The 25308-nt window shown below is 56.9% G+C and carries 20 protein-coding genes; 15 read left to right on the forward strand and 5 right to left on the reverse strand.

Annotated elements, in window-relative coordinates; genetic code table 11:
* The first annotated feature begins 41 nt into the window (after positions 1-41).
* From PU683_RS13745 to PU683_RS13780, 8 genes are all read left to right on the forward strand, one after another.
* Complete coding sequence (locus tag PU683_RS13745; protein ID WP_277172320.1) at positions 42-1259, forward strand: nitrate regulatory protein; 1218 nt, start codon at positions 42-44, stop codon at positions 1257-1259.
* A 255-nt stretch (positions 1260-1514) separates the two neighbouring features.
* The gene (locus tag PU683_RS13750) at positions 1515-2777 is read left to right on the forward strand and encodes a CmpA/NrtA family ABC transporter substrate-binding protein (protein WP_277172322.1); all 1263 of its coding nucleotides are present in this window, start codon (positions 1515-1517) and stop codon (positions 2775-2777) included.
* Between the two features lie 12 nt (positions 2778-2789).
* Entirely contained in the window at positions 2790-3710 is a 921-nt protein-coding gene (gene ntrB / locus PU683_RS13755) for a nitrate ABC transporter permease (RefSeq protein WP_277172324.1), read from the forward strand.
* Entirely contained in the window at positions 3711-4508 is a 798-nt protein-coding gene (locus PU683_RS13760; protein ID WP_277172326.1) for an ABC transporter ATP-binding protein, read from the forward strand.
* 11 nt (positions 4509-4519) lie between these two features.
* Positions 4520-8677 (forward strand): nitrite reductase large subunit NirB, encoded by a 4158-nt coding sequence (gene nirB / locus PU683_RS13765; protein WP_277172328.1) that lies wholly within the window; start codon positions 4520-4522, stop codon positions 8675-8677.
* Positions 8674-11307: a nitrate reductase gene (locus PU683_RS13770; RefSeq protein ID WP_277172330.1), complete on the forward strand. Its 2634-nt coding sequence runs from the start codon at positions 8674-8676 to the stop codon at positions 11305-11307. Before nirB ends, PU683_RS13770 begins: the two co-directional genes overlap by 4 nt.
* 50 nt (positions 11308-11357) lie before the next feature.
* Positions 11358-12053, forward strand: a complete 696-nt coding sequence (locus PU683_RS13775; protein ID WP_277172332.1) for a transporter substrate-binding domain-containing protein — start codon at positions 11358-11360, stop codon at positions 12051-12053.
* Positions 12050-12562, forward strand: a complete 513-nt coding sequence (locus tag PU683_RS13780) for a GNAT family N-acetyltransferase (RefSeq protein ID WP_277172334.1) — start codon at positions 12050-12052, stop codon at positions 12560-12562. The genes PU683_RS13775 and PU683_RS13780 overlap by 4 nt, the downstream gene beginning before the upstream one ends.
* 278 nt (positions 12563-12840) lie before the next feature.
* On the opposite strand, the gene PU683_RS13785 is transcribed toward PU683_RS13780, so the two are convergent.
* Both PU683_RS13785 and PU683_RS13790 read right to left on the reverse strand, forming a co-directional pair.
* Entirely contained in the window at positions 12841-13326 is a 486-nt protein-coding gene (locus PU683_RS13785; protein ID WP_431190959.1) for an RES family NAD+ phosphorylase, read from the reverse strand.
* An 86-nt stretch (positions 13327-13412) separates the two neighbouring features.
* Positions 13413-14816: an MFS transporter gene (locus tag PU683_RS13790; RefSeq protein ID WP_277172337.1), complete on the reverse strand. Its 1404-nt coding sequence runs from the start codon at positions 14814-14816 to the stop codon at positions 13413-13415.
* 125 nt (positions 14817-14941) lie between these two features.
* On the opposite strand from PU683_RS13790, the gene PU683_RS13795 reads away from it, so the two are divergent.
* From PU683_RS13795 to PU683_RS13805, 3 genes are all read left to right on the forward strand, one after another.
* The gene (locus tag PU683_RS13795; RefSeq protein WP_277174294.1) at positions 14942-15847 is read left to right on the forward strand and encodes a LysR family transcriptional regulator; all 906 of its coding nucleotides are present in this window, start codon (positions 14942-14944) and stop codon (positions 15845-15847) included.
* 400 nt (positions 15848-16247) lie between these two features.
* The gene (ssp4, locus tag PU683_RS13800; protein ID WP_277172339.1) at positions 16248-17219 is read left to right on the forward strand and encodes an Ssp4 family T6SS effector; all 972 of its coding nucleotides are present in this window, start codon (positions 16248-16250) and stop codon (positions 17217-17219) included.
* Between the two features lie 10 nt (positions 17220-17229).
* The gene (locus PU683_RS13805; protein WP_277172341.1) at positions 17230-17823 is read left to right on the forward strand and encodes a hypothetical protein; all 594 of its coding nucleotides are present in this window, start codon (positions 17230-17232) and stop codon (positions 17821-17823) included.
* 73 nt (positions 17824-17896) lie between these two features.
* Here the strand turns inward: PU683_RS13805 and PU683_RS13810 are convergent, their stop codons facing one another.
* A complete protein-coding gene (locus tag PU683_RS13810; RefSeq protein WP_277172343.1) occupies positions 17897-18274 on the reverse strand; it encodes a nuclear transport factor 2 family protein in 378 nt (125 codons plus the stop codon).
* Positions 18275-18599: 325 nt separating this feature from the next.
* Between PU683_RS13810 and PU683_RS13815 the strand changes: the two genes are divergently transcribed.
* Positions 18600-18962 carry a hypothetical protein gene (locus PU683_RS13815; RefSeq protein WP_277172345.1) on the forward strand — a complete coding sequence of 121 codons (363 nt, stop codon included), beginning with the start codon at positions 18600-18602 and terminating at the stop codon, positions 18960-18962.
* A gap of 78 nt (positions 18963-19040) precedes the next feature.
* Here the strand turns inward: PU683_RS13815 and PU683_RS13820 are convergent, their stop codons facing one another.
* On the reverse strand, positions 19041-20951 hold the full coding sequence (locus PU683_RS13820; RefSeq protein ID WP_277172347.1) for a sigma-54-dependent Fis family transcriptional regulator: 1911 nt from the start codon (positions 20949-20951) through the stop codon (positions 19041-19043).
* A gap of 232 nt (positions 20952-21183) precedes the next feature.
* Here PU683_RS13820 and PU683_RS13825 point away from each other — a divergent pair, with 232 nt between their 5' ends.
* The 3 genes from PU683_RS13825 to PU683_RS13835 are packed head-to-tail and all read left to right on the forward strand — an operon-like array spanning position 21184 to position 24662.
* Positions 21184-22380, forward strand: a complete 1197-nt coding sequence (locus tag PU683_RS13825; protein ID WP_277172349.1) for a CaiB/BaiF CoA transferase family protein — start codon at positions 21184-21186, stop codon at positions 22378-22380.
* Between the two features lie 4 nt (positions 22381-22384).
* Positions 22385-23308: a hydroxymethylglutaryl-CoA lyase gene (locus PU683_RS13830; RefSeq protein ID WP_277172351.1), complete on the forward strand. Its 924-nt coding sequence runs from the start codon at positions 22385-22387 to the stop codon at positions 23306-23308.
* Positions 23309-23330: 22 nt separating this feature from the next.
* Positions 23331-24662: an MFS transporter gene (locus tag PU683_RS13835; RefSeq protein ID WP_277172353.1), complete on the forward strand. Its 1332-nt coding sequence runs from the start codon at positions 23331-23333 to the stop codon at positions 24660-24662.
* Positions 24663-24698: 36 nt separating this feature from the next.
* On the opposite strand, the gene PU683_RS13840 is transcribed toward PU683_RS13835, so the two are convergent.
* A complete protein-coding gene (locus PU683_RS13840) occupies positions 24699-25307 on the reverse strand; it encodes a class I SAM-dependent methyltransferase (protein ID WP_277172355.1) in 609 nt (202 codons plus the stop codon).
* Position 25308 lies beyond the last annotated feature (1 nt).

The raw sequence follows: 25308 nt of genomic DNA on the forward strand, positions 1-25308 counted from the left end.
TTGCTTAAGAGAGCCTACGGTTTTCTGGAGAAGGGTGTGCGATGACGCTTTCAGCTCTCGATTTTGTGCTCGCTTCGCGGCGCAGCGAAATCACCGGCCTGCAGCAACTGTTGCAAATGAGCAAGCTGGTCGGCGCGGTGAGCCAGCTTATTCATCTGCTGCAACGCGAGCGCGGCACGGCCAATATTTTTCTCTGCTCGCAGGGGAAAACCTGGGGCGGGCGGCTGCGCGAGCGGGCAGAGCAGGTGGAGCGCGCCGCACAGGCGGTGCATCAGCAGCTGGCAACCCTCGATCAGGAGGGGCTGGCGCGGGGCAACGCCGCACGGCTATTCAGCCGCATCGCCAGCGTACTGCACAGCCTGAGCACGCTGCCGCCGCTGCGCGAGCAGGTGCAGCAACTCGCCATTGCCCAGCCGGAAGCGATGCAGCGCTACAACGAGGTGATCCGCTGCCAGCTGGCGCTGATCGTGGAAACGGCCGACACCTCCGGTGATCCCAGCGTCTCGCGCGCGCTGCTGGCACTCTTCAGCTTTATGCAGGGCAAAGAGCTGGCCGGGCAGGAGCGGGCGCTGGTGGCAGCAGGCTTTACCGTTGGATCGGTTGATGAGCAGGCAAGTCAGCAACTGGTGGAGCTGATAGATGCCCAGGATCGCTGCTTTCACACCTTCAGCGAGTTTGCCGATGCCGCAAGCCTTGCGCTCTGGCAGCAACAGCAGCAGGAGGAGAGCCGCGAGCTGGAGCGCTTTCGCCGCCTCGCCTGTAGCCGCACGCTGCCGCCGGGCGAGCCAACGGAGGCTGCGCTGCACTGGTTTGAGGTGACAACCACACGTATCGATGCCATGAAACGCATTGAAGATGCGCTGGAGCAGGTGGTGATGCGCTGCTGTCGCCAGCGTATTGCGGCTGCGCAGCGCGACGCCGAACAGCAGCGCCAGGAGATTGCCCAGCTGCCGCAGGCAGAGGATCACTTAACGGCGCTGATCCCTGCGCAACTGAGCCGCGCGGTGCTGGAGCTGGTTGAGCAGCAGTCCCGCCAGTTACAGGCGCTGGATGCCGAACTCGCCGGGCTGCGCGCCACCCTCGCCGAGCGCAAGCTGGTGGAGCGGGCGAAAAGCCTGCTCATGCAGCACCACGCCATGAGCGAGCCGCAGGCGCACAAAACCCTGCGCGAAATGGCGATGCTGCAGAACAAGAAGCTGGCCGAGATCGCGGATGCCATGCTCTCGGTCGCGGCGGTAATGGGCAAAAAGCCCCGCTAACCCCAAAGGAGTAGCTGCACCGCAGGTGTGCATTTCACCGCCCGTTGCGGTGCAAATTTTACGGACACAATCGCTAATTCCCTGTTTTTACAGGCATGAGAAAGCTGGCACATATTCTGCTTATCTCATATCAGAAGGTGCTGGCTAATGGCGGCCAGCGTCACTTCCCGGATAAAGGCGTCCGTTAGCGTTCAGGAGACTGAGCGCTAACCGGACGCTTTTTTTTTGCCCCTTTTCAACTGACAGGATGCCGCAATGACGCAAGACGATGACAACACTGTGGGAAAACTTTCGCGCCGCCGCTTTCTGGCGGGCAGCGCGGCACTGGGCGGCAGCCTGCTGATCCCGGGCCTGATGAACAGCGTATGGGCGGCCGGTTCGGACGCGCCGGAGAAGAAGATCCTGCGCGTCGGCTTTATCCCGCTCACCGACTGCGCGCCGGTGGTGATGGCGGCGGTGAAGAAGTTTGATGAGAAGTACGGCATCACTATTATCCCGAGTAAGGAGTCGAGCTGGGCCTCGGTGCGCGACAAGTTGCTCTCCGGCGAACTGGATGCGGCGCATGTGCTTTACGGCATGGTCTACGGCTTACAACTCGGCGTCGCCGGTCCGCAGCGAGATATGGCGGTGCTGATGACTCTCAATAACAACGGTCAGGCGATCACCTTATCGAACCAGTTGAAAGAGGCGGGCGTCACCGATGGCGCATCGCTGAAAAAGGTGATTGCCGCCAGCCCGCAGGGCACCTACACCTTTGCGCAGACTTTCCCGAGCGGCACCCACGCCATGTGGCTCTACTACTGGCTGGCGAACGCCGGGATCGATCCCTTTGCCGACGTGCGCAATGTCGTGGTGCCGCCGCCGCAGATGGTGGTGAACATGAAGATCGGCAATATGAGCGGCTACTGCGTCGGCGAGCCGTGGAACCAGCGCGCCATCCTCGACGGCATCGGTTTCACCGCCGCCACCAGCCAGCAGATCTGGCCCGATCATCCGGAAAAAGTGCTCGGCACCACCTCGGCGTGGGTCTCGGCGAATGGCCATGCGGCGCGCGCACTCACCGCCGCGGTGCTGGAGGCTTCACGCTGGATAGATGCCTCCGATGAAAACCGCCGTGAAACGGCAAAAACCATCGCCGCCCGCGCCTATATCAACACCGCTGTCGGGACCATTGAAGGGAGAATGCTCGGCCACTATGAGGACGGGCTGGGGAAAACGTGGCAGGATGCCCATGCGATGCGCTTCTTTAATGATGGCGCGGTGAGCTACCCCTGGCTCTCTGACGGCATCTGGTTTCTGACTCAGCAAAAACGCTGGGGCTTGCTGAAAAGCGATCCTGACTACCTGGCCGTGGCGCGCCAGATCAACCGCAGCGAACTCTATCAGCAGGCCGCGACGGCAGTGGGCGGAATCAATGTGCCCGCAAGCCCGATGCGCAGCAGCACCCTGATTGACGGAAAAGTGTGGGACGGCAGCGATCCTGCGGCCTACGCCAACAGTTTTGCTATCCACCGCTAAGTGAGGCCGAAAATGTCTGCGAACACCCAACCGAAAGTGATCCCGCTGGAGCCAACGCCGCAGAGCGCGGCGATTGTGCCGCTGAAAGCCACCGCGCCACAGGCTGCACCGCCCACCTTGAAACGCGCGTCGCAAAACCGCCTGCGCAAGGTGGTGCAGCGTTTTATGCGCACGGCCATTCCCGGCCTGCTCGGCGCAATTGTGCTGATCGCCCTCTGGCAGGTGGCCGCGCTAAACAGCAAAGGCTTTCCGACGCCGCTGCAAACCTGGGAGGCGGCAAAAACGATCTTCGCTGAGCCGTTTTATATCGACGGACCGAATGATATGGGCATCGGCTGGAACGTGCTCGCCTCCCTTGAGCGGGTGGCGCTCGGCTTTGGCCTGGCGGCGCTGGTCGGCATCCCCGTTGGCTTTCTGATTGGTCGCTTTCGCTTTATCGCCCGCATGTTTGGCCCGCTGATTGCGCTGCTGCGCCCGGTCAGCCCGCTGGCGTGGCTGCCGATTGGTCTGCTGCTGTTTCAGCGCGCCGAGCCCGCCTCCACATGGACGATTTTTATCTGCTCCATCTGGCCGATGATCCTCAACACCGCCGAAGGGGTGATGCGTATTCCGCAGGATTACCTCAATGTCGCGCGCGTGCTGAAGCTCAGCGAGTTTACCGTGATGCGCAAAATCCTCTTTCCCGCCGTGCTGCCACATATCCTCACCGGCGTGCGCTTATCAATCGGTATCGCCTGGCTGGTGATTGTCGCCGCCGAGATGCTGACCGGCGGGGTCGGTATCGGCTTCTGGATCTGGAATGAGTGGAACAACCTCAATGTGCCGAACATCATCATCGCCATTCTGCTGATTGGCGTGGTGGGGATGGCGCTGGAGCAGGGGCTGATGGCCATTGCCCGCCGTTTTAGCTACGACACTCGCCGGGAGTCATAAATGAAAAAGAGACACGCCATTATCCGGGTCGAAAACGTGACCCAAACCTTTGCCACCGCCAGCGGGCCGTTTGTCGCCCTTGATGATGTCAGCTTTACCATCGCCCAGGGGGAGACGGTCAGCCTGATTGGTCACTCCGGCTGCGGGAAATCAACGCTTTTAAACCTGATTGCCGGGCTGAGCCGCCCGACGCAGGGGGTGCTGCTGTGTGATAACCAGGAGATTGTCGGCCCCGGCCCCGAACGCGGGGTGGTGTTTCAAAACCACTCGCTGCTGCCGTGGCTGACGGCGGCGGAGAATGTCGCGCTGGCAGTAAACCAGGTGTTTAAAGGCGAAATGAACAAAAGCGAGATGCAGGCGTGGATCGCCCACAACCTGGAGTTGGTGCATATGGGGCATGCAATGCATAAGCGTCCCGGCGAGATCTCCGGCGGCATGAAGCAGCGGGTCGGCATTGCCCGTGCGCTGGCGATGAAGCCGAAAGTGCTGCTGATGGATGAGCCCTTCGGCGCACTCGATGCCCTGACGCGCGCCCATTTGCAGGATGCGGTGATGGAGATCCAGACACAGCTCAATACCACCATTGTGCTCATCACCCATGACGTCGACGAAGCGGTGCTGCTCTCCGATCGGGTGTTGATGATGACCAATGGCCCGGCGGCGAAAGTGGGCGAAGCACTGGAGATCACGCTGCCGCGTCCGCGCTCACGGCTGGCGCTGGCCAACGATGCGCAGTTTCATCACTACCGCCAGCAGGTGCTGCACTTCCTGCATGAAAAACATAAAGCCGTGGCCTGAGGAATTCGCCGATGGAAAAACCGCGTCTGATAGTGATTGGCAACGGCATGGCGGGCGCGCGGCTGGTGGCACAGCTCTGCGAACGCGCGCCTGACCGCTTTCACATTGTGCTGATCGATGAGGAGGCGAGACCGGCCTACAACCGGATCCTGCTGACGCCGGTGCTGGCGGGCGAGAAAACCTTCGATGACATCGTGATGCATGACGAAGCCTGGTATCTCCGCTACGGGGTAACACGGCTTGCGGGCCAGCCGGTGACGGCCTTCGATCGGGCATCCCGCACCGTGCGCGTCGGTGGGGAGTTACTCGCTTACGATCACCTGGTGCTCGCCACCGGTTCGCGCCCCTTTATGCCGCCGCTGCCCGGTATCGATCTGCCCGGCGTCTACGCCTTTCGCCAGCAGGCGGACGTTGAGGCGATGCTGAGCCAACTCTGCGCCGGAGAAAGGGCCGTAGTGCTGGGCGGCGGGGTGTTGGGTATTGAAGCTGCGGCGGCGCTGGCGCAGCGCGGTATTCACAGCGTGATTGTTCATCGTGGCCCGCATCTGATGGATCAACAGCTGGATGCGCATGCGGCGGAGCTGCTGCAACAGAGCCTGCGCGCGCGTGGCATCGACACGCTGCTGGCAGTTGAAACCCGCGCCTGCTGCGCCGATGCGCAGGGGCGGATTTGTGCGCTGGAGTTGCAGGATGGGCGACAGATCCCGGCCCAGGGGGTGGTGGTCTGTGCGGGCGTGCGGCCCAATATCGCCCTCGCGCAGGCTGCCGGGCTGGCGTGCGATCGCGGCATCCTGGTGGATGGGCACTTGCGCACCCACGATCCGGCGATTTCAGCGCTCGGCGAGTGCTGCCAGTTCGGAGATATCACCTTCGGGCTGGTGGCGCCCTGCTGGCGACAGGCGGAAACCCTTGCGGCCAGGCTTCTCGATGAAGCAGTCGCGCCGTTTACGCTTGAAGAGGTGCCGCTGCGCCTGAAAGTGAGCGGTCTTGATCTCTACTGCGCCGGCGTGCGCGAGGGGGAGGCGGTTTACACCGCAGCCGATCCCTTTACCGGCGACTACCGCCGTCTGGTAATTAGCGATAACCAGCTGCGCGGCGTGCTGCTGTGGGGCGATATCAGCGACGGGCCGGGTTACTTCGCCCGGCTTAACAAGCCCGGTCAGCCGGGCCTCTTTACCCCTGAAGACGATCCTCTCCCTTTTCTGAACGAGCCGTTATCCACTGAGATAGCGAGGAGCGATGTGATGTCAAAACCCGTTTTGGTTGTTGCCGGACACGGCATGGTTGGTCACCACTTTCTGCAACAACTGGTGGAGCGCGAACTGCATCTGCGCTACCAGGTGATTGTCTTTGCCGAGGAGTCGGTACCGGCCTATGACCGCGTGCATCTCTCCGCCTGGTTCTCCGGGCGCAGCGCCGCGTCGCTGTCGATGGTTGAAGAGGGCTTTTTCGAAGCCACCGGGATTGAGCTGCGTCTTGGTCACGGGATTACGCAGATCGACCTTCAGCGCCGTTTTGTGGTCGACAAGCTGGGTCGCCAGACGGCCTGGGATCGGCTGGTGCTGGCTACCGGCTCATCGCCCTTTGTTCCGCCGATCCCCGGTAACGATGCGCCGGGTTGCCTGGTCTACCGCACCCTCGACGATCTGGTGGCGATCAAAGCCTGCGCCGACGAGGGCAAAAGTGGCGTAGTGGTGGGCGGCGGCCTGCTTGGGCTGGAGGCGGCGAACGCGCTGCAAAACCTCGGGCTGCAAACGCATGTGGTGGAGTTTGCGCCACGGTTGATGGGCGTACAGCTGGATGAAGGCGGGGCGGCGATGCTACGCCGCAAGATCGAAGCCCTCGGCGTGCAGGTGCACACCGGTAAAGAGACGCGCGAGATTGTCGCCGGTGAAACCAGCCGCTACCGCATGAACTTTGCCGATGGCACCTTTCTCGAAACCGACCTTGTGCTCTTCTCGGCGGGCATTCGCCCGCGTGACAACCTGGCGCGCGACTGCGGGCTGGCGATTGGGCCGCGCGGCGGGATTGTGATTGATGACCAGTGCCGCACCTCCGATCCGGCCGTTTTCGCTATCGGCGAGTGCGCCTTATGGAACGGGCAGATTTTCGGCCTTGTCGCGCCGGGGTATCAAATGGCACGCACGCTGGCGGAGACGCTGGCCGACGGCGAGGCGAAATTTAGCGGTGCGGATATGAGCACCAAACTGAAGCTGCTCGGCGTCGAGGTGGCGTCGATTGGCGATGCCCATGGCCGTACGCCGGGTAGTGAGAGCTACAGCTGGGTTGATGGCCCGGCTGAGATCTACAAAAAAATCGTCGTCTCCGGAGATGGCAAAAAGTTACTTGGCGCGGTGCTGATTGGCGACAGCGAGGCTTACAGCGCGCTGTTGCAGATGATGCTCAATGCTATGCCGCTGCCCGCGCGGCCCGAGACGCTGATCCTGCCTGCCAGCAGCGGGGAGGCAGCGCCGACGCTCGGTGTCGCGGCATTGCCCGACAGCGCGCAGATCTGCTCCTGCCATAATGTCAGCAAGGCCGATATCTGCACTGCGGTAAAGAGCGGCTGTGGCGATATGGCGGCCATCAAATCCTGTACCAAAGCGGCGACCGGCTGCGGCGGCTGCGCGGCGCTGACCAAACAGGTGATGGAGTTTGCGCTTGAAGAGATGGGCGTCGAGGTGAAAAAAGATCTCTGCGAACACTTCCCGTACTCGCGCCAGCAGATCTACCACCTGGTGCGGGTGGGCAATATCCGCACCTTTGACGAACTGCTGGCAAAACATGGGCGTGGACACGGGTGCGAGATCTGCAAACCGCTGGTCGGCTCGGTGCTCGCCTCCTGCTGGAATGAGTACCTGCTGAAACCGCAGCATCTGCCGTTGCAGGACACCAACGACCGCTTTTTTGCCAATATCCAGAAAGATGGCACCTATTCAGTGGTGCCGCGCATTCCCGCAGGCGAAATCACGCCGGACGGCCTGATCGCCATCGGGCAGATTGCGCGGCGCTATAACCTCTATACCAAGATCACCGGTGGTCAGCGCGTTGACCTGTTTGGCGCGCGTCTCGAGCAGCTCCCGGAGATTTGGCAGCAGCTGGTTGAAGCCGGTTTTGAGACCGGGCATGCCTATGGCAAATCCCTGCGCACGGTGAAATCTTGCGTCGGATCGAGCTGGTGCCGCTACGGCGTGCAGGACTCCACCGCGCTGGCGCTGCAACTGGAGCACCGTTACAAAGGGCTGCGCTCGCCGCACAAAATCAAGATGGCGGTCTCCGGCTGCACCCGCGAATGCGCTGAAGCACAGAGTAAGGATGTCGGTGTAATCGCCACCGAGAAGGGCTGGAATCTCTATGTCTGCGGCAACGGTGGCATGAAGCCGCGCCATGCCGATCTGCTGGCGCAGGATTTAAGCACCGAGGCGTTAATCCGCACCGTCGACCGCTTTTTAATGTTCTACATCCGCACCGCCGACCGCCTGCAGCGCACCAGCACCTGGATGGATAATCTCGACGGTGGCATGGCTTACCTGCGCGACGTGGTGCTGGAAGATAGCCTGCACATCGCCGCCGAGCTGGAGAGCGAGATGCAGACGGTGATCGACGCGTATCAATGTGAATGGCAGGCCACGCTGGCAGACCCGGATCGGCTGGCGCTCTTCCGCCCGTTTGTGAATAGCGACCAGCCAGACGAAGGGGTGGTAATGGTGCCGGAGCGCCAGCAGATCCGTCCGGCTACCACACAGGAGCGCGCCGCGCTGCCTTCTGCCGGGCACAAACCGCTGCCGCAGGGCTGGATCGATCTCTGCTCACTGGCAGAGATTCCGCACCACGCGGGCATGGCGGCGCGGCTGGGTCATCAGCAAATTGCGCTCTTCCATCTGCCGCATCACCCGCAGCAGGTGTTCGCCCTCAGTAACCATGAACCGGAGAGCGAGGCGAATGTGCTGGCACGCGGCCTGCTGGGCGATGTCAACGGCGAGCCGGTCGTGATTTCGCCGCTCTATAAGCAGCGCTTTCGCTTGCGCGACGGCCGCAGCCTGGATAATGAGCAGACCGCACTCAGCGTCTGGCCGGTAAAAGTGGAGGGCGGGCGCGTGTGGGTACTGGCGCAGCCGCAAAGCGTCGCGGCAGGGGGCGAACAACGCATCGCCACGGTGAGCCTGTGACGGGCGCGGCGGTTTCCACCACCTGCGCTTACTGTGGCGTCGGGTGCGGGGTGCGCATGCAGCCCGAAGGGCAAGGGTTTCTCGCGCTGGGTGAGAGGACACACCCGGCGAACCACGGGCGGCTCTGCGTTAAGGGCAGCGCGCTGGGCGAAACGCTCGATCTTGCCGGGCGCCTGCTGCAACCGGAAATTGACCAGCAGCCGGTGAGCTGGGAGAGGGCGCTGGATGCGGTGGCGGCGGGCCTGCAGCAGGTGATTGCGCAATTCGGCCCACAGGCGGTGGCCTTTTATGGCTCCGGGCAGTTGTTAACGGAGGATTACTATGTCGCCAATAAGCTGATGAAGGGCTTTATTGGCAGCGGAAATATGGATACCAACTCGCGTCTCTGTATGGCCTCGGCGGTGGTGGGCTATAAACGGGCCTTTGGTGCCGATGCGGTGCCGTGCAGCTATGAGGATCTGGAGCTTGCTGAGTGCGTGATCCTCACCGGTTCAAACACCGCCTGGGCGCATCCGGTGGTCTATCAGCGGCTGGTGCAGGCCAAACAGGCACGCCCTGAGATGCGCATTATTGTAATCGACCCGCGCATCACCGCCACCTGCGACCTCGCCGATCTCCACCTGCCGCTGCGCCCCGGTAGCGATGCGGCGCTGTTTTGCGGCGCGCTCCACTTTATGGCGCAGCAGGGCAAGCTGGATCTCGCGTTTCTGCATCGTCATACCGTGGGTGCCGCACAGACGCTGGCGGCGGCAGAGAGGTGGACGCTTGAGCGTACCGCCGACTATTGCCAGCTCCCGCAGGAGACGCTGCGGGCGTTTTATCAGATGATTGCCGCCAGCGACACGCTGGTGACGCTCTACTCCATGGGCATTAATCAATCCACTTCCGGTGTCGATAAGTGCAATGCCATTATCAACCTCCACCTGGCCACGGGGAAAATCGGCCGTGCCGGCTGCGGGCCGTTTTCGATAACCGGTCAGCCAAATGCGATGGGTGGGCGGGAAGTAGGCGGGCTGGCAAACCAGCTGGCCTCGCACATGGGCTTCTCGCCACAAGAGGTTGACCGCGTCGGGCGCTTCTGGAAGAGTGACAACGTCACAAAGAGCGCAGGGCTGAACGCCGTTGAACTCTTTCGCGCCGTAGAGCGCGGCGAAATAAAAGCGGTGTGGATCATGGGCACTAACCCGCTGGTCTCGCTCCCGGATGCCGACCGCGTGCGCGCCGGGCTGGCGCGCTGCGAGCTGGTGATTGTCTCGGATGTGATGCGCGACACCGATACCACTCGCGCGGCGCATATCCGCCTGCCTGCACTGGCGTGGGGCGAGAAAAACGGCACCGTCACCAACTCTGAGCGCTGCATTTCGCGCCAGCGCGCCTTTCTGCCGCCGCCGGGCGAGGCGCGCGCTGACTGGTGGATCTTAAGCCAGGTAGCGCAGCGCATGGGTTTTGCCGAGGCGTTTAACTGGCAGCACCCGGCCGAGATCTTCTGCGAACATGCCGCGCTGTCGGGGTTTGAAAATGATGGCTCAAGGGCGTTTGATATCAGCGGCCTGGCATCGCTCAGCCAGCAACAGTGGGACGATCTTAAGCCGGTCCAGTGGCCGGTCAATACGCTGCACCCGCACGGCACGGCCCGCTTGTTTACCGATAATCGCTTCTTTTTTGCCGACGAGAAGGCGCGACTGATTGCCGTGACGCCGCGTCTGCCCGCTAAGGCACCGACGCCGCACTGGCCGCTGGTCATGAACACCGGGCGCATCCGCGATCAGTGGCACACCATGACGCGCAGCGGGAAATCCCCACGGCTGATGCAGCATATCAGCGAGCCGTTTTGCCAGTTTCATCCGGACGATGCGCCGCAGATCCGCGCCGACGATCTGGTTCGCGTCTCATCAACCCACGGCTGGCTGCTGCTGCGTGCGCAGCCGGATGCGCTGCAACCGCGCGGAAGGGTGTTTGTGCCGATGCACTGGAACGGCGCCTTCAGCCAGCAGGCGAGAGTCGATACGTTGATTGCCGCCGAAACCGATCCGCTCTCCGGCCAGCCGGAGAGCAAGCAGATGCCGGTCAGCATTCAGCGCTGGCAGGCCGCCTGGCAGGGCGAACTCTTCCTGCGCGAAGAGCGTCAACTTACGCCGAACACCGCTTACTGGAGCCGCATCACCCAGCCCGGTGTGACGCACTTTGCGCTGGCCGACCGTGACTGGCCGACATCATGGATGGCGTGGCTGCGCGAACATTTTCTGGCTGACGCGTGGCTGTGCCAGCCCGCCGTGACTGGCGACGAAGGCTTTAACCTGCTCGCCTGGGCCGATGGCGAACTGCAACTGGCTTTCTACGCACACCGGCAGCGCCCACAGCCGGATCGGGAAGTGGTCATCGCCGCGTTTGCCGAGCCGCCGCACAGCGCCGCACAACGTCTGGCGTTGCTGGCAGGGCGCAGCGCCAGCGGCAAAGCGCCTGCCGGTGCAACCATCTGTAGCTGTTTTGCTATTGGTGAGCGGGCGATTAGCGACGCGGTTCGCTCAGGGTGCGACAGCGTGTCGCGCCTTGGTGAAAAGCTTAAGTGCGGCACGAACTGCGGCTCCTGTATTCCCGAACTGAAAAGGCTGATTGCCCGCCCGCAGTGACGCGCGTCTGCTATCTTTTGAAGGCATAAACTGCTTTCAGGAGAAGCACTATGTCAGCCAGTCAACCGCTTCGTTTTGCCATCAATTTAGGCAATGCCGTGCTTGCCCGCCAGACCGCGGCGGGTGAGCCTGCCGGGATCACCGTTGAACTTGCCAGGCGCATTGCCGCCGAAATGGGAAGAGAGGCGCAATTTATTACCTATCCGACCGCCGGGAAAGTGGTGGAGGATGCAGAAGATGGCGTCTGGGATATCGCTTTCCTCGCCGTCGATCCGAAACGCGAAGAGACATTACGCTTCACCCAACCCTACATCACCATTCAGGGCACGGCGCTGGTGAAGGCGCAAAGCCCGTGGCAGAGCGTAGCGCAAATGGATAAACCCGGTGTGGTGATAAACGTCGGCAGGGGCGCGGCGTACGATCTCTACTTAACCCGCGAGCTTGAGCACGCCACGCTTAATCGCCTGAGTTCATCGCAGGCGGCGATTGAGGCGTTTGTTAACGGTGAAGGGGATATGGTCGCCGGGATCCGTCAGCCCCTTGAGCAAACAGCGGCTCAACATCCCGGATACCGCGTACTGGAGGATGATTTTATGCAGATCGCGCAGGCGATTTGCCTCCCGCGCCAGCAGGATGCGCTCTATAACACGGTAGTGGAGAGGCTGACGCGCTGGCAGACAGAGGGGATTGTTAAAGAGATAATCGACTCTGAGTTGATTGCTTCGAATAATTCAGGAACCCAATGAATGATATCACCCTCGCACCGGCGCGCGCCGGGCACCTGGCGGCGCTCAGGGAGATTGAGCTTGCCGCTTTCGAAACGCTGCGTGCTGCCGGGGCGGTGAGCGGTGAACCGGTGGCCTCCAGCATTGACGATCTCGAACGTTTATCCCGCGAAGGGCTGCTTTTAGTCGCATTGACTGCCGACGAACAGCCGGTCGGCTTTGCCGGGGCGCAGATCGAGGCTAACTGGCTGCATATCGCCGAAATGGATGTTCACCCGACGTGGCAGCGCAGGGGGATTGGCCGCCAGCTGCTGCGGGCGCTGCTGAGTGCAGGCCAGACGCGTGGTTTAACGGGCGCGTCGCTGACCACCGATCGCTATGCGCCGTTTAACGCCGCGTTTTACGCCTCACTCGGGTTTGAACCGATCAAAGAGGAGGCGCTTTCGCCGCGTCTTAAAAGCCTGATAGGCGCCGAAGCCGCAAGCGGGCTGGATGCACGCCGACGCATTGCAATGCAGCGCTATTATTAAAGCGCAGGCAAAAAAAATGCCCTCACGGGAGGGCAGCAGAGTCAAAAAGCAATTTTTTCTTTTAATGCATCATCAGTTTGCTCAGTCACGAGCGGGTCTTGATTCGGCAGGAGAGACCGTCAAGACAAGAGTAAATATCGCATAAAAATAGTATCGTTCAACAATAATTGCCTACCATAATTAATGGTTTTGCAATGATCTGAGATTTATCTGTGCCCGAAAAGCGCGGGCGATCATCTTTTATGGCATTGAAAAGTAATCTGTTGTGTTCCCAGGGGTTACCTCACGATCTCTACTTCAGGCTGCCCGACACCGCGATTCCAGCTAAACAGCACCAGATGCCACAGACCCGGCGCTTTGCGTGAAGGATCGATCAATCCCGCCGCGCCCAACGTTTCCAGCTGCTGACGCACGCGCCAGGAGGAGGGCGTACCGCCCGCGGCGACAATCTCCTGCCACGGCGCAACGGCATCGCGCAAATCGATACCGGCGGCCGATAACGCATCAGCGTTGCGTAAATCGAAAACGCGCACGGCGTGAACGCGCAGCCGGATAATCTCCAGATCTGCGCTGCGGTTCGATTTATGCGCCTGCATTGCCGCTTCGACGCCTTCGGGCGAGGAGCTGAGATAGAGCGTGGGTTGCTCCGCGCTGGAGTATCTGCCGGGGTTTCGCGATCCCGCCAGCGCAAGCTCGCGATAAGCAGGATCGATCGCCCGGTAAAATATGCCCTCGATAGTCGTCAGTTCATTCAACACGTTTATAAGCTCTCCACTGTGCGCCGTTTGCCGTAAGCAAGGGGCAAACATACGCAGGTTAAGGGGGCAAAAAAGAGACGTTAGTCATAAATTCAGGCTGGCTTACGCAGACGGCTCAGGCTAAGCAGCACGGCAGTTGCAGAGGTGCCGACGGCTATCCACAAGGCGACATGCACCGCAAGCTGACGCGTTTCATTTGCCAGCAGCGCCAGCAGGACGCCAACTACCGCCGCGCCGAGACACTGCCCAAAAGTGCGAACAATGGAGAGCACGCCGGAAGCGAAGCTTGCGTATTCACGGGCAACGCTCGAGAGCATCTCCCGGTTGTTCGGGCTCTGGAAACAGCCAAAACCGATCCCACACACTAGGCTGCGCAGGCAGATATCCCAGAGGGCAGGCGCGTCGGGCAGCGTGGCTAATAGCAGCAACCCCAGAACAAAGATAAGCAGACCCGCGGTTGAGATCAGCGGCGCTGACACTGTGTCAGCCCAGCGGCCAGCATGCGGCGCAATCAAGACAATACCGATCGGCCAGGGCGTAAACAGCAGCGCGGAGAGCACCGGGCTGAAGCCGTAGACGCTCTGAAACAGAAACGGCAGAGCGATAAAGGTGATCCCCTGGCTAATAAAGGAGGAGAGTGAGGTCAGGGCGGCGAGTGTGAAGCGGCTGCTTTTGAAGATCACCGGCGGCAACAGAGGGTTGCTGGCGCGGCGAATGTGAAAGATAAACATGCCCGCGCTGAGAGTGGCAAGAAGCGCCCAGCCAATCGTCTCTATACGGATGGCATGTGCAGCATCCATTGGCGTCGCGAGGCTGTTGGCAGCCATAATCATCGAACCTAAAAGTGCCGCCGAGAGGATCGCGCCAGGGGTGTCGAACGACGCATGCGCGCCGGTATCACTACGCGGCAACGCTTTACTGGCCAGCAAAAACGCGATACTTCCCGGAAGAATATTGATGGCGAAGAGCCACTGCCAGCCGAGTGTGTCGACAATCGCACCGCCCAGCACCGGCGCAACGGCAGTACTGGAGGCGATAAGTAGCGCATGCAGGCCAAGAATTCGCCCCAGCAAGCGCCCTGGGAAAACGGATCGCAGGATCGCCGGGGCAATACTCATGGTTGCCGCGCCGCCGATGCCCTGCAGAATGCGCATGGCTGTCAACATCCCGGCGCTGCTTGCCAGCGCACAGCCCAGCGATGTTAACGTAAACAGGGCGAGGCCACTCAAAAAGAGGGGACGAAAACCGAAGCGGGTTGCCAGCGCGGCGAAGATGGCGAGCGTCATGGCGGCGGCCAGCAAATAGCCGTTGGCAAACCAGACGGCATGGCTCGCCGAGACCTGCATGGCGCTGGCCATGGATGGCAGGGCAATGTTAATCATTGCGCCATCAAACACGCCCATCAGCGTCGTGGTCATCACCGCCGCCATTACTCGCGCGCGTTTATCGCCCGGCAGGCCCTCATCGCCGGGTTGACTGGAAAAGAGTGTCGCCATGTTATCTCCGCAGCTGGCATCTTAATGAAGAAACTATAATCATGGACAATACAAGGCGGAAGACGCATGGTTTGCACTTAATCATTGCACCGTACGCCACATCACCATAACGCCGGGAGTTAATGATGGCCGATCCTGATTTTAACTTGCTTACCGCGCTCGACATATTGCTGGCCGAAGCCAGCGTCGCGGGTGCCGCGAAACGTCTCAACCTGAGCGCGTCGGCCATGAGCCGCACATTGAGCCGGTTGCGTGAAGTGACCGGCGATCCGATTCTGGTGCGCGCAGGACGTCACATGGTGCTGACGCCCTGGGCTGAAGCCACGCGGGATCGCGCAAGAAAGGCTGTGGAGGAGGCGAGGGCGGTGCTGCAACCGTCAGCGCAAGCACTTAAGGTTGCCGAGATGTCGCGGCTTTTTACCATCAGGGCGAATGATGGTTTTGTCGTGGCATTCGGGCCTGCGCTGATTGCCGCAGTGGCGGCGGCGGCGCCCGGCGTTTGCTTACGTTTTGCGCCTAAGCCAGAAAAAACCTCGCGTTATCTGCGTGAAGGTCTGGTTGATCTGGAGATTGGCGTTCAGCGCAATATGGGGCCTGAAATTCGGATTCAGCGGCTATTTGAGGATCGGTTTATCGGTGCAGTGCGTAAGGCGCATCCGCTGGCTGCGTTACCAGGCATCAGCATCAATGATTATGTCTCATGGGGCCATGTGGTCGTGGCTCCCGAAGGCGCCATCAATAGTTTTGTCGATGAGGCGTTAACGCAGGCCGGTGTGAAGCGCAACATTGCCAGCATCGTGCCGGGTTTTCCAACGGCGCTCTCCGTTGCGCTTGAGTCCGATCTTATTGCCATGGTGCCGGCGCTCTATCTGCTCAATCAGCAGATGACAGAGAGTCTGCACGTTTTTGAACTGCCGTTTAAAACACGCACCCTGACGGTGTCGCAGATGTGGCACCCCAGAATGGAGAGGGATCCCGGGCACAAATGGCTGAGAGAGAAGATTATGGAGGTGTGTCGTAGAACATGCTGATGGAAAAGAGCAGGGATGATTTCAGGGCTGGCGCACTGCGGGGGAAAATGGGTCTGAGCAATACTGATATCGAATTTAACATAATATACATTATACGCACCTATGGGTGTGCCACGAAATTCTGAAACTATATGGCCATGGATTCTCCATCTGTTCTCAGTGATGCCTCATTACACTTTTTTCCCTGCACGCAGTGCTCTCATGTTTTTGGTTTAGTTAAATCTATAAAAATTTGCAGTATCTGTGCTTAGAGATTGACGCTTTGGCCAGGTATGCTTCTGCTTGTTTGGAGGTATTTCAAACATTAAAGCCATTCGGATGATTCTTAGTTTTTTGCGTTAGGCTGACATTTACTCTTGATGCCATAGCTCATGAGTCCTATCAGACATGGAGATAATTAATGACATTTCCGCAGCGACCCTCTGGCAATACTCTCCCTGATTATAGTTTTGCCCGTAGCCTTGGCCTTACTTCTGGTGCCGATTTCGATTTTAATTGCCTCGCTAAACAACTGGACTGTACTCGTAACTTTAATCAGGCGGGAATTATTTACTCGGATGGCAATAGCCAGTGGTTGGTGAGACCCTCCAGACGGGTCGCAACAACTAATGAAAGCTCGGTAAGCCATGTTGTAGTCACGAAAGTTAATTCGCCTTCTTCGAATGACGCGGCTCAGGCGGTGGCAAGTACCATTCAGGCGCCCAATTTAGTGAATGAAATTGGCTCAACAGCAATATCCTGTGGTGCTGCAATAGTTACTCTCGTACTTGCGGCTGGGGCTGGTGCTGCAATACCGATCAGCGCAGGATCATCCGGCGTTGTAGCGTATGTTATCGCCGCAGGTGGTATCGCAACAGGTATTCAATGCCTTAATGGTATAGGGCGACTTTCTTTAATTGCCGTTGGCCATGATGATTATATTGCATGGCTCGATTCCAGCGAGTGGTATACCGCTACAAACACCGCACTAGACCTTATTTCTCTTGCAGGTGCTGGCGCTGGTTTAAAGAGTGCAAGCATTACTTACCGATTGCTTAAGAGCTCCTCTCAGAGCAATATTCGAACTTTATTGAAAACAATGAGCCGAGCTGATCGAAAACGCTTAACTGAAGAAATTATCCGTATTCGCAACCCAGGTATTTCGCCTTCGGGGGTTAAGGCTGCTATGAAAGCGGGAATTTATCCGAAGCGTTACCCCTCTGAAGCTCTGCAAATTTTACTGCAACGAGAGTTGATGAATGCCATTACTAATTCATCTGCTTTCTTTGGCAGCGCATTATCAGGCACCATAAAAAATCCACAAAATGTTATACAGTCTGGTAAATACGTTATTGGCTTAATACAATCATTCGCATCTTCAGGACTTAATTAAGCGTTCAACGATGAACTATATAAAAAAAAGCCTTGCCTTGAGCACCGTGGTAAGTAAAAAAATGACAACTAACGATCCGCAACGGCTTGAAGAGATAAAAGATCGTTTGAAAAGTAGATTCGGTAATCCGATAGGTCTGCATATGACGGGCATCCCGTTAGGCATCAGCACAGTTCTTGCAATTTTTTGCTACGCCATGCCGCAAGTTGCTGTTTCTACAATCATTATAAAATGGTTAATGATACCGGAATATAAAGTATTAGCGGGTGTATTCTTCGCAGCGATTGCGTACACCATACTAATCGTGACAACGATGTTTGCTACCGCGCGGGGTTCGCTTATCGGTTATAAACTGTATCTTTCTTTAATAACGTTAACAGGCATGGTAGCTGTTATCTTTTTTTGCTCATCATTTTTTTCACTACTCGTCGATAATATTTCTAACTACACGCCGCAAATAACCTCTCTGTTAGGCATTCTGTTCCTTTTGCTTAACTGCAAATGGCTCAACTCTCCCCTCTTTTATCGCTCAGTAGCCCTATGTTTGCATAATCGCGTTTGGCGTAAGCAAATGAAAATACAAGAGCAAAATCACCTCCGTTAGTATGCATGATAACGTTTTTTTAAAGGTTGCTGCGCGAGACACTCACAGCAGCCTTTTCAACATACAAATGCCTTCAACACGCCTCTGGCGTACCCTGATGAAACCGCATTTGCCAGCTTTTATCCGTTTTGATCCAGATCGATGTGCGCAGCGTTGGCTTGCCGATTGCGCCTTGTGCATCACGCGTGAAACTGCGATATGTCAACAACGCACACTCTTCGCTCAGCATCGTGACGGAGAAATCTTCCGCATGGATTTCATCTCCCGGCGCGTCGTTGATCAGCGCGGCAACAACCTGCGCTCTGTCATAACGTTCCCCTGAGCGACCAATCTCAAAAAAAGATTCATGCAGTAATTCGTCGACCACGCTCTGTTGGTTACGGGTTTTCAGGCAATGCAGTTCCTGTTCACATTTGCTGAGCAGCGCGCACAGCTTCTGGTTTTCGTCCATATCTACTCCGGTCTTTAATTGTTTGTCATTGCCATACTTCTTTCGCTTCGCGATGATTTTTCTTTCATATCCTTACGCCTGATATTTTGATATAAAGTCACATTCAAAAGTAAGCACATGACTACGTTGGATTAAAGTGCTATGTGCGGTCAAAATACCCTTCAGATCCGTTGCTCGACGGCATGCTCTTCTGTGCGAGCAAGGCTATCGCGCAGTTGACCTGCGGCTGTCCGGGTCTGAATGGGCGATTTTGAAAACAGTGAGAAGATAACTCACGAACCAAATGGTCTTGATCATCGCAAAACAAAAAGGGGGTTAGTTAATTATGGATTTTTTTCGTAAAACGCTGGGTGGTTTGAAAGCCAGCTATTACATTCGTCACTTTATTTTTGGTGCCTTGATCTCCGCGATCTTCATCTATTTCTCTCTGCACAACCCGCATGGGTACAAGACGGGAAATATGATTCTCTTTGTTATCAATGCGTTCCTGTACCCCTATTCCCGCTTTGTCTATGAGACCATCGTTGGATTCATCATGGGTCAAAATGTCTTTTTTGTTAACGCGCTCCTGATGATGATGGTGAAAATGATGACCATGCTGGTTTGCTGGTTCTTATCTATCTTCATCGCCCCGCTGGGACTGGCTTACATCTATTACTACCACACCCGAGCGGAAAAGCAGCGTTAAACGCATACGCCAGCGCCGCGTTTATGCGGCGCTTTGGCATTATCGCGACACACCCAGCATGATCAACCATCCGCAAGATTAATGGCTCAACGTCTTCAGCTTTCTCCACAAACTCATTTTACTGATACCCAGCGTAGCCGCCGCTTGCTCCTGGTTCTGCTGATACCGGTCAAGATAAAGCCGTATCACCTGGCGCTCCACATCTTTGGTTATCTCTTTCAGTGAGCCTTTTGTCAGATCGACCTGCAACGGCGTGGTGTGGTGCGGCGCTGGCGTAGCGGAACAAGCAGAACCGGTAAGCGAAAGCATCTCCTGTAATGAGTAGTGTGGAAATCCGACCGCGAGCAGCGCCAGCCGCTCGATGATAAAACGCATCTCGCGCACGTTGCCCGGCCAGGCGTAAGCCGCGAAGAGATCAAGAAACTGCCCGAGCAGATGCTCTGACGACGCGTCACACAGAAACTTGCTCGCCAGGTAACGGAAATCACCCACGCGATCGCGCAGCGGCGGCACGGTCAACGGTAAAACATTGAGCCGGTAAAAGAGATCGCGGCGAAAACTTCCCTCCTCAGCCATCGTGGAGAGCGCGCGGTTGGTCGCGCCAATAATCCTGACATCAACGGGAATAATATCTTTACCGCCGATATGCATGATTTCATACTCCTGCAGTACACGCAGGAGCCGGCTTTGAATCGGCAGCGGCAGTTCGCCAATCTCATCCAGAAAAAGCGTGCCCTGATGTGCCAGCTCAATCAGCCCCTCCTTCCCTTCCCGCTTTGCGCCGGTAAACGAACCGCCCTCATAACCAAACAGCTCGCTCTCCAGTAAACTCTCCGGGATGGCGGCGCAGTTAATTGCCACGAAGGGGCCATTTTTGCGGTGACTGTGGTTATGAATGCTTTGGGCAAACAGCTCTTTACCGGTGCCGGATTCGCCATAAATCATTACCGGCGAATCGGTTAGCGCATAAACTTGTGCCAGTTTTTTCACCGCCTGCATGCCGCTGTCGGTGGTCAGGATATGATCAAAGGTATAGCGGGCATGAAAGCCCTTTTTCTGTAATTTGCCACGAATAATGCGCTCAACTTTCTGGATCTGCGGCGTATCGGTGAACGAACAGACCACCCCGATACAGGCTTTCCCCATAAACATCGGTACGCGACTGGTAATAATCGATGTGTTCTCCAGCTCCTGCAGTTCGCGGATCTCCGGTGACTTTGATAACAACACCTGATTAATGCGAGTGTTTTTAATGACGTCGTCAATTTGTTTGCCCAGCACCTGTGGAGCGGTTATTCCAATGATCTTTTCAGCCGCTTGATTGAAGATTTGAATGTCATTATTTTCATTGGTGACGATAATCCCCTCAGTGATTGAGGACAAAATGATCTCCAGCCGCGTCATATCCAGCATTTTGCGTTTGGTCGTCTCAACGATCGCCAGCGCTTCTCGCAGGGCACTGTTGACCGACTCCACGCCGTTTTCAATCAAAACTCCCTGCATCTGATAGTGCTGTGCCGTTTCGGTCACCGGGCAACCGCCCGCCACGATTGTATAGTGCCTGGCATAACACTGTTTCAGTTGTGACGTCATATCCTCCTGAGAGACAAAGACAAACTCATCAATAACGATATTGAGTGTGGATGCCAGCAGCACAACATCGGGTAAATAGCGCTGGTAATTAAAAAAAGCGATCGGCCGCTGACAATCTCTGATCGGAATGAATGCTTTCAGTAAATCAGAAATTGACATCTGAATAGCGACAACCGGAATATCCGTCGCACAGGAAATATACTCTGCGGTTCCTCCCCGGCTTAAAATTACATCGTAATACTCTTTGTCAAGCGTACGCGCGATGTTCGCCGCTTTCTCCAGGCTGCCATGATAAACGTGACAATTAAATATTCCCGCGCACTGCGCAATTACGACATTCGCTAAATAAGTATAAGGCGTAATTAACGCCAGATTGGGTAGAGATTTATGTTTCATATTGTGGATCTGCTTTGTTGTTATCTTATTAACTGAATAACACATTTGAAATCGTTAACACAATTGCGATGGCTTTATTACGCTACACAGATCGCTGTGAAAATTTAAATAAGATAATTATCAACAACTTACTAAAAGCACCAGTATCCATCATTTCTGGCATACATCTTGATTACTTATTAACGGGGGAATACCCGCCCAATATTCATTCTTAACGTTAAAGGAATCAGTTATGAGTCATCAGACAGGTGTATTATCCGGGGTGCGCGTTCTCGATTTAACGCGCGTATTAGCAGGCCCCTATTGCGGTATGATGCTGGCGGATTTTGGTGCCGATGTAATTAAAGTGGAATTACCGGGCAGAGGCGATGATTCCCGCGCTAATGCGCCGCAAATTAACGGCGAAAGCGCCTATTTTATGAACTTAAATAGAAATAAGCGTGGCATCACACTTAATTTAAAATCAGAAGAAGGTCGCGCTATTTTTCTTGAGATGGTGCGCAATAGCGATATTGTTCTTGAGAATTATCGCCCTGGAGTAATGGAGAAACTCGGCCTCGGATACGAGGATTTGCGAAAAGTTAACCCGGCGATCATTTATGGTGCCGTCTCTGGCTTTGGTCATACCGGCCCCTATGCGAAGCGCGCGGGCTACGACATTATCGGCCAGGCGATGAGCGGCCTGATGAGCACCACCGGTTGGTCAGACACACCGCCGACCCGCACCGGCACAGCGATTGCGGATGTGGTTGGCGGCATGAGCTGCACCATCGGCGTGCTGGCGGCCTATGCGAACCGCCTGAAGACCGGCGTGGGCGATAAAGTCGATATTGCGCTGGTTGATTCGATGGTCTCTTCGCTTGAGATCATCAATATCATCTACCTGAATACGGGACGAATCCCGACGCGTATTGGCAACCGTTATGAGGCCATCTATCCCTACGACTCCTTCGAAGCGCAAGACGGCTACGTCATCATTGCCTGTGGTAACGACAAGCTCTATGGCCTGCTGAAGCAGACCCTCGCTATCCCGGCGCTGGAGGATGAAAAGTTCCGCACCAATATCGATCGCGTCACTCACCACGCGGAGCTAAAGCCGATTATCGAGGCGTGGACGCGTACGCTGCCTATTGATCGCATCGTCGAGCGCCTGCTGGAAGCCGGGATCCCCGCAGCGCCGATCAATACCATCGATCGCGTCACGCAAGATCCGCATATTGCCAAAGCGCGCGAGATGTTTATCGATATTGACCACCCGGTCGCCGGAAAAATCACCATGACCGGAAACCAGGTCAAATTCACCAATAAGAAAGCCTCTATTCGCTTCCCTGCCCCTACCCTCGGTCAGCACAACCATGAGGTATTAAAAGAGCTGCTGGGCTACTCCGATGAAAAGATCGCACAGCTTATGCAGACAGGCGTTTTATAAGGAGATGATGATGCCGACAGCTATTCAGATTACCGAGGTGGGACCACGCGATGGCTTTCAAAATATTCCATCGTTTATCGCCACGGATTTAAAAACGCTGATTATCGATAAACTCGTTGACGCAGGCTTAACGCAGATTGAAATAACCTCGCTGGTCAGCCCGAAAGCTATTCCGCAAATGGCGGATGCGGGTGAGGTTATTGCGCATGTGCTCGCTAAACACCCGCAGATAACGCCCTGGGTATTAGTGCCTAACAGTAAAGGCGCGCAGTTAGCGCACGAGCATCAGGTTAAGCATATCAACTATGTGATATCGGTCAGCCCGGCGCATAACCGGGCCAATATCAACCGCAACCATCAGGAGTCGCTGGAGGATCTCCACGCGATTCGCCACCGCTGGCCGGATTTGACCATCACGCTCTCGCTGGCAACTGCGTTCGGTTGCCCCTTTATTGGCGCAACGGACAGCAACACCCTGCTGGCGCTCATCCACTCTGCCCATGAACTGGGCATCCGCCGCGTCACCCTGTGCGACACGATTGGCGTCGCCAATCCGCACCAGACCGCACGGGTGCTGCAAGCCGTGCAGCAGCACTTTCCGGAGGTGGATTTCGCGCTGCATATGCACAACACCCACGGTATGGCGCTCGCCAATATGTTGGTGGGTTACCAGAACGGCATCAGGCGTTTTGAAACGGCGACGGGCGGGCTGGGCGGTTGCCCTTTCGCTCCCGGCGCGGCCGGAAACTGCGCCACGGAAGATGCGGTAAATATGTTTAACCGCATGGGCGTCAACACCGGAATTTCTCTTGAAGCAGTGCTAACCGTCGCCTCAGGCATACGGGAAACCATCGAGCCGCAGCTATTAAGCGCCCTTTCCCGGGCGCGCCCTTACAGCGAATTTGATTTTTGCGGCGATAAAAAATAATAAACCCTACGGAATTACCTTTATGGATAATAAAACAGTCAGACCTAAAATGACGCACTACAGATGGTGGGTGATGAGCTTTATTTTTGTCATCTACACCGTGGCCAATGCGGATCGCGCCAATATTGGCTTCGCCATCCCTTTTATTCAGGAGGAATTTAATCTCTCCAACACCATGGCAGGTGTGCTTATCAGTCTTTTCTTTGCCGGTTATGCCTTTTTTCAGATACCCGCCGGATATTTAATTAAACGATATGGCATGCGTAATATTTTCGCTCTCGGTATGCTGCTCACCTCAATATTTACCGGCTTTATGGGCGTGGTGAATAATGTCTGGCTACTGAAGCTGCTGCGCTGCATGGTGGGCATCAGCGAAGCGCCGGTGGTGATTGGCTCAACGGCGACCATTAATCAGTGGTTCCCGGCGAAAGAGAAAGGCACGGCAACGGGGCTGTTTCTCGCGGGCTCCAAGTTCGGCCCGCTGATTGTGCCCGCCCTCTGCGCCTGGATAATTATGAACTGGGGCTGGCGCTATATCTTTGTCTTCTTCGCCATTCCCGGCATCCTGCTCTCGCTGTTCTGGTACCTCATGGTGCGCAACAAACCGGAAGAGAGCCGCTTCGTCAATGATCAGGAGATTGCCTATATTCGTGAAGAGTCGCCGACTACCCCCCAGACGCTGGAACAGAACACGCTGAAATATAGCTGGCTGGATAGCCTGATTCGCACAAAGCAGGTTGACGAACTTACCACCTCAAAACAGGTCTTCCGCTGCTGGGATATTTACGGCGTTGCGCTGGGCTACTTTTCGATGGTCGGCATCGTCAGCGTGCTGATGTCCTGGCTGCCCAAATATCTGATTACCGAACGCGGTTTCGACTTAACCAGCTCTGCCTTTCTGGCAGCGGCTCCCTTCCTGGGCACGGTATTAGGCAATTTTCTTGGCGGCGTGCTGTCGGATCGGGTGTTAAATAAACGCCGCAAACCGCTGATGCTGCTGAGCGCCGGTGCCACCATCTTCACCATGTACTCGCTGGTCTATGCGCCGGAGAGCAAAATAGTCCTTTCGCTGATGCTCTTTATGCTGGGATTGATGCTGTCGCTGGGCTACTCGGCCTACTCCGTTTATGCCATGGGCCGCGCCAGTAAAGAGATCTACCCGGTGGCCTACAGCGTGATCAACATGGGCGGGCAGCTCGGCGGGATGTGTATGCCGCTGCTGGTTGGCGTGATCCTCGACACCTGGAACTGGGACGCGGTATTTATGGCGATGACCGGCTTCTGCGTACTCTGTTTTATTATGGTCTCGACGGTGATTGAGCCGCTGTCGAAGAGTGTAAAAATCATCAGATAAGCGTTATCAAGGGGCGTAAACGCCCCTTTTCTGCCCTTACCGCTGACGCTGCGCCAGCCAGACGGAATGCCCGGTGCAGTGCGCATCATTTAGCACCACCTCAACCACATCAAACCCAATCTCCGACAGCAGTGCGCGATAAGTCTGCGGCGCAAGGCTGGCATGATAGAGCGTTTCGCCCTCCAGCTGGCCGAGCGCCTCTCCCTCTTCCGGCCCGCTGGTAAACATCAGGACACTGCCTGCATGGCTGTGCTGTTTAAAGCGATGGAACATCTGCCGCTGATCGTCACGTGTCAGATGAAAAAAACTGTCCCAGGCGATAAGCCCGTCAAAGGTCTCACCCAGCGCCAGCTGGCGCATATCCTGTAACAGCCAGCGTTGCTGAGGAAACGCCTCGCGGGCGCGATCGATCATAGCGGGTGCGCCATCGACACCCGTAAGCTGAAAACCCTGCGCAATTAGCCAGCCCGCGATGGGGTGGCCGTTGCCGCAGCCGATGTCCACAATCCGTGCCTGTGATGGCAACCGGGCCGTGAACTTCTCCAGCCACCTTTTTTCAAACAGCGCCCGTGAACGCTGCTCTGCAAAGGCCGCGGCATGGCGCTGATAGAGCGCAAGAATCTCCTCTGCGGATTTATTGCTCATC

This window comes from Candidatus Kosakonia sp. 282A-S69, assembly GCF_029433855.1.
GTDB classification, from domain to species: Bacteria; Pseudomonadota; Gammaproteobacteria; order Enterobacterales; family Enterobacteriaceae; genus Kosakonia; species Kosakonia cowanii_A.

What these genes read in the sequence shown, in the direction of transcription:
- PU683_RS13790 (WP_277172337.1), bottom strand. Translation starts at nt 14,816, where the DNA reads ATGGCGACACTCTTTTCCAGTCAACCCGGCGATGAGGGCCTGCCGGGC.
- PU683_RS13810 (WP_277172343.1), bottom strand. Translation starts at nt 18,274, where the DNA reads ATGGACGAAAACCAGAAGCTGTGCGCGCTGCTCAGCAAATGTGAACAG.
- PU683_RS13775 (WP_277172332.1), top strand. Translation starts at nt 11,358, where the DNA reads ATGTCAGCCAGTCAACCGCTTCGTTTTGCCATCAATTTAGGCAATGCC.
- ntrB (WP_277172324.1), top strand. Translation starts at nt 2,790, where the DNA reads ATGTCTGCGAACACCCAACCGAAAGTGATCCCGCTGGAGCCAACGCCG.
- PU683_RS13780 (WP_277172334.1), top strand. Translation starts at nt 12,050, where the DNA reads ATGAATGATATCACCCTCGCACCGGCGCGCGCCGGGCACCTGGCGGCG.
- PU683_RS13745 (WP_277172320.1), top strand. Translation starts at nt 42, where the DNA reads ATGACGCTTTCAGCTCTCGATTTTGTGCTCGCTTCGCGGCGCAGCGAA.
- PU683_RS13825 (WP_277172349.1), top strand. Translation starts at nt 21,184, where the DNA reads ATGAGTCATCAGACAGGTGTATTATCCGGGGTGCGCGTTCTCGATTTA.
- PU683_RS13820 (WP_277172347.1), bottom strand. Translation starts at nt 20,951, where the DNA reads ATGAAACATAAATCTCTACCCAATCTGGCGTTAATTACGCCTTATACT.
- nirB (WP_277172328.1), top strand. Translation starts at nt 4,520, where the DNA reads ATGGAAAAACCGCGTCTGATAGTGATTGGCAACGGCATGGCGGGCGCG.
- PU683_RS13830 (WP_277172351.1), top strand. Translation starts at nt 22,385, where the DNA reads ATGATGATGCCGACAGCTATTCAGATTACCGAGGTGGGACCACGCGAT.
- PU683_RS13805 (WP_277172341.1), top strand. Translation starts at nt 17,230, where the DNA reads ATGAACTATATAAAAAAAAGCCTTGCCTTGAGCACCGTGGTAAGTAAA.
- ssp4 (WP_277172339.1), top strand. Translation starts at nt 16,248, where the DNA reads ATGACATTTCCGCAGCGACCCTCTGGCAATACTCTCCCTGATTATAGT.
- PU683_RS13750 (WP_277172322.1), top strand. Translation starts at nt 1,515, where the DNA reads ATGACGCAAGACGATGACAACACTGTGGGAAAACTTTCGCGCCGCCGC.
- PU683_RS13835 (WP_277172353.1), top strand. Translation starts at nt 23,331, where the DNA reads ATGGATAATAAAACAGTCAGACCTAAAATGACGCACTACAGATGGTGG.
- PU683_RS13795 (WP_277174294.1), top strand. Translation starts at nt 14,942, where the DNA reads ATGGCCGATCCTGATTTTAACTTGCTTACCGCGCTCGACATATTGCTG.
- PU683_RS13815 (WP_277172345.1), top strand. Translation starts at nt 18,600, where the DNA reads ATGGATTTTTTTCGTAAAACGCTGGGTGGTTTGAAAGCCAGCTATTAC.
- PU683_RS13840 (WP_277172355.1), bottom strand. Translation starts at nt 25,307, where the DNA reads ATGAGCAATAAATCCGCAGAGGAGATTCTTGCGCTCTATCAGCGCCAT.
- PU683_RS13760 (WP_277172326.1), top strand. Translation starts at nt 3,711, where the DNA reads ATGAAAAAGAGACACGCCATTATCCGGGTCGAAAACGTGACCCAAACC.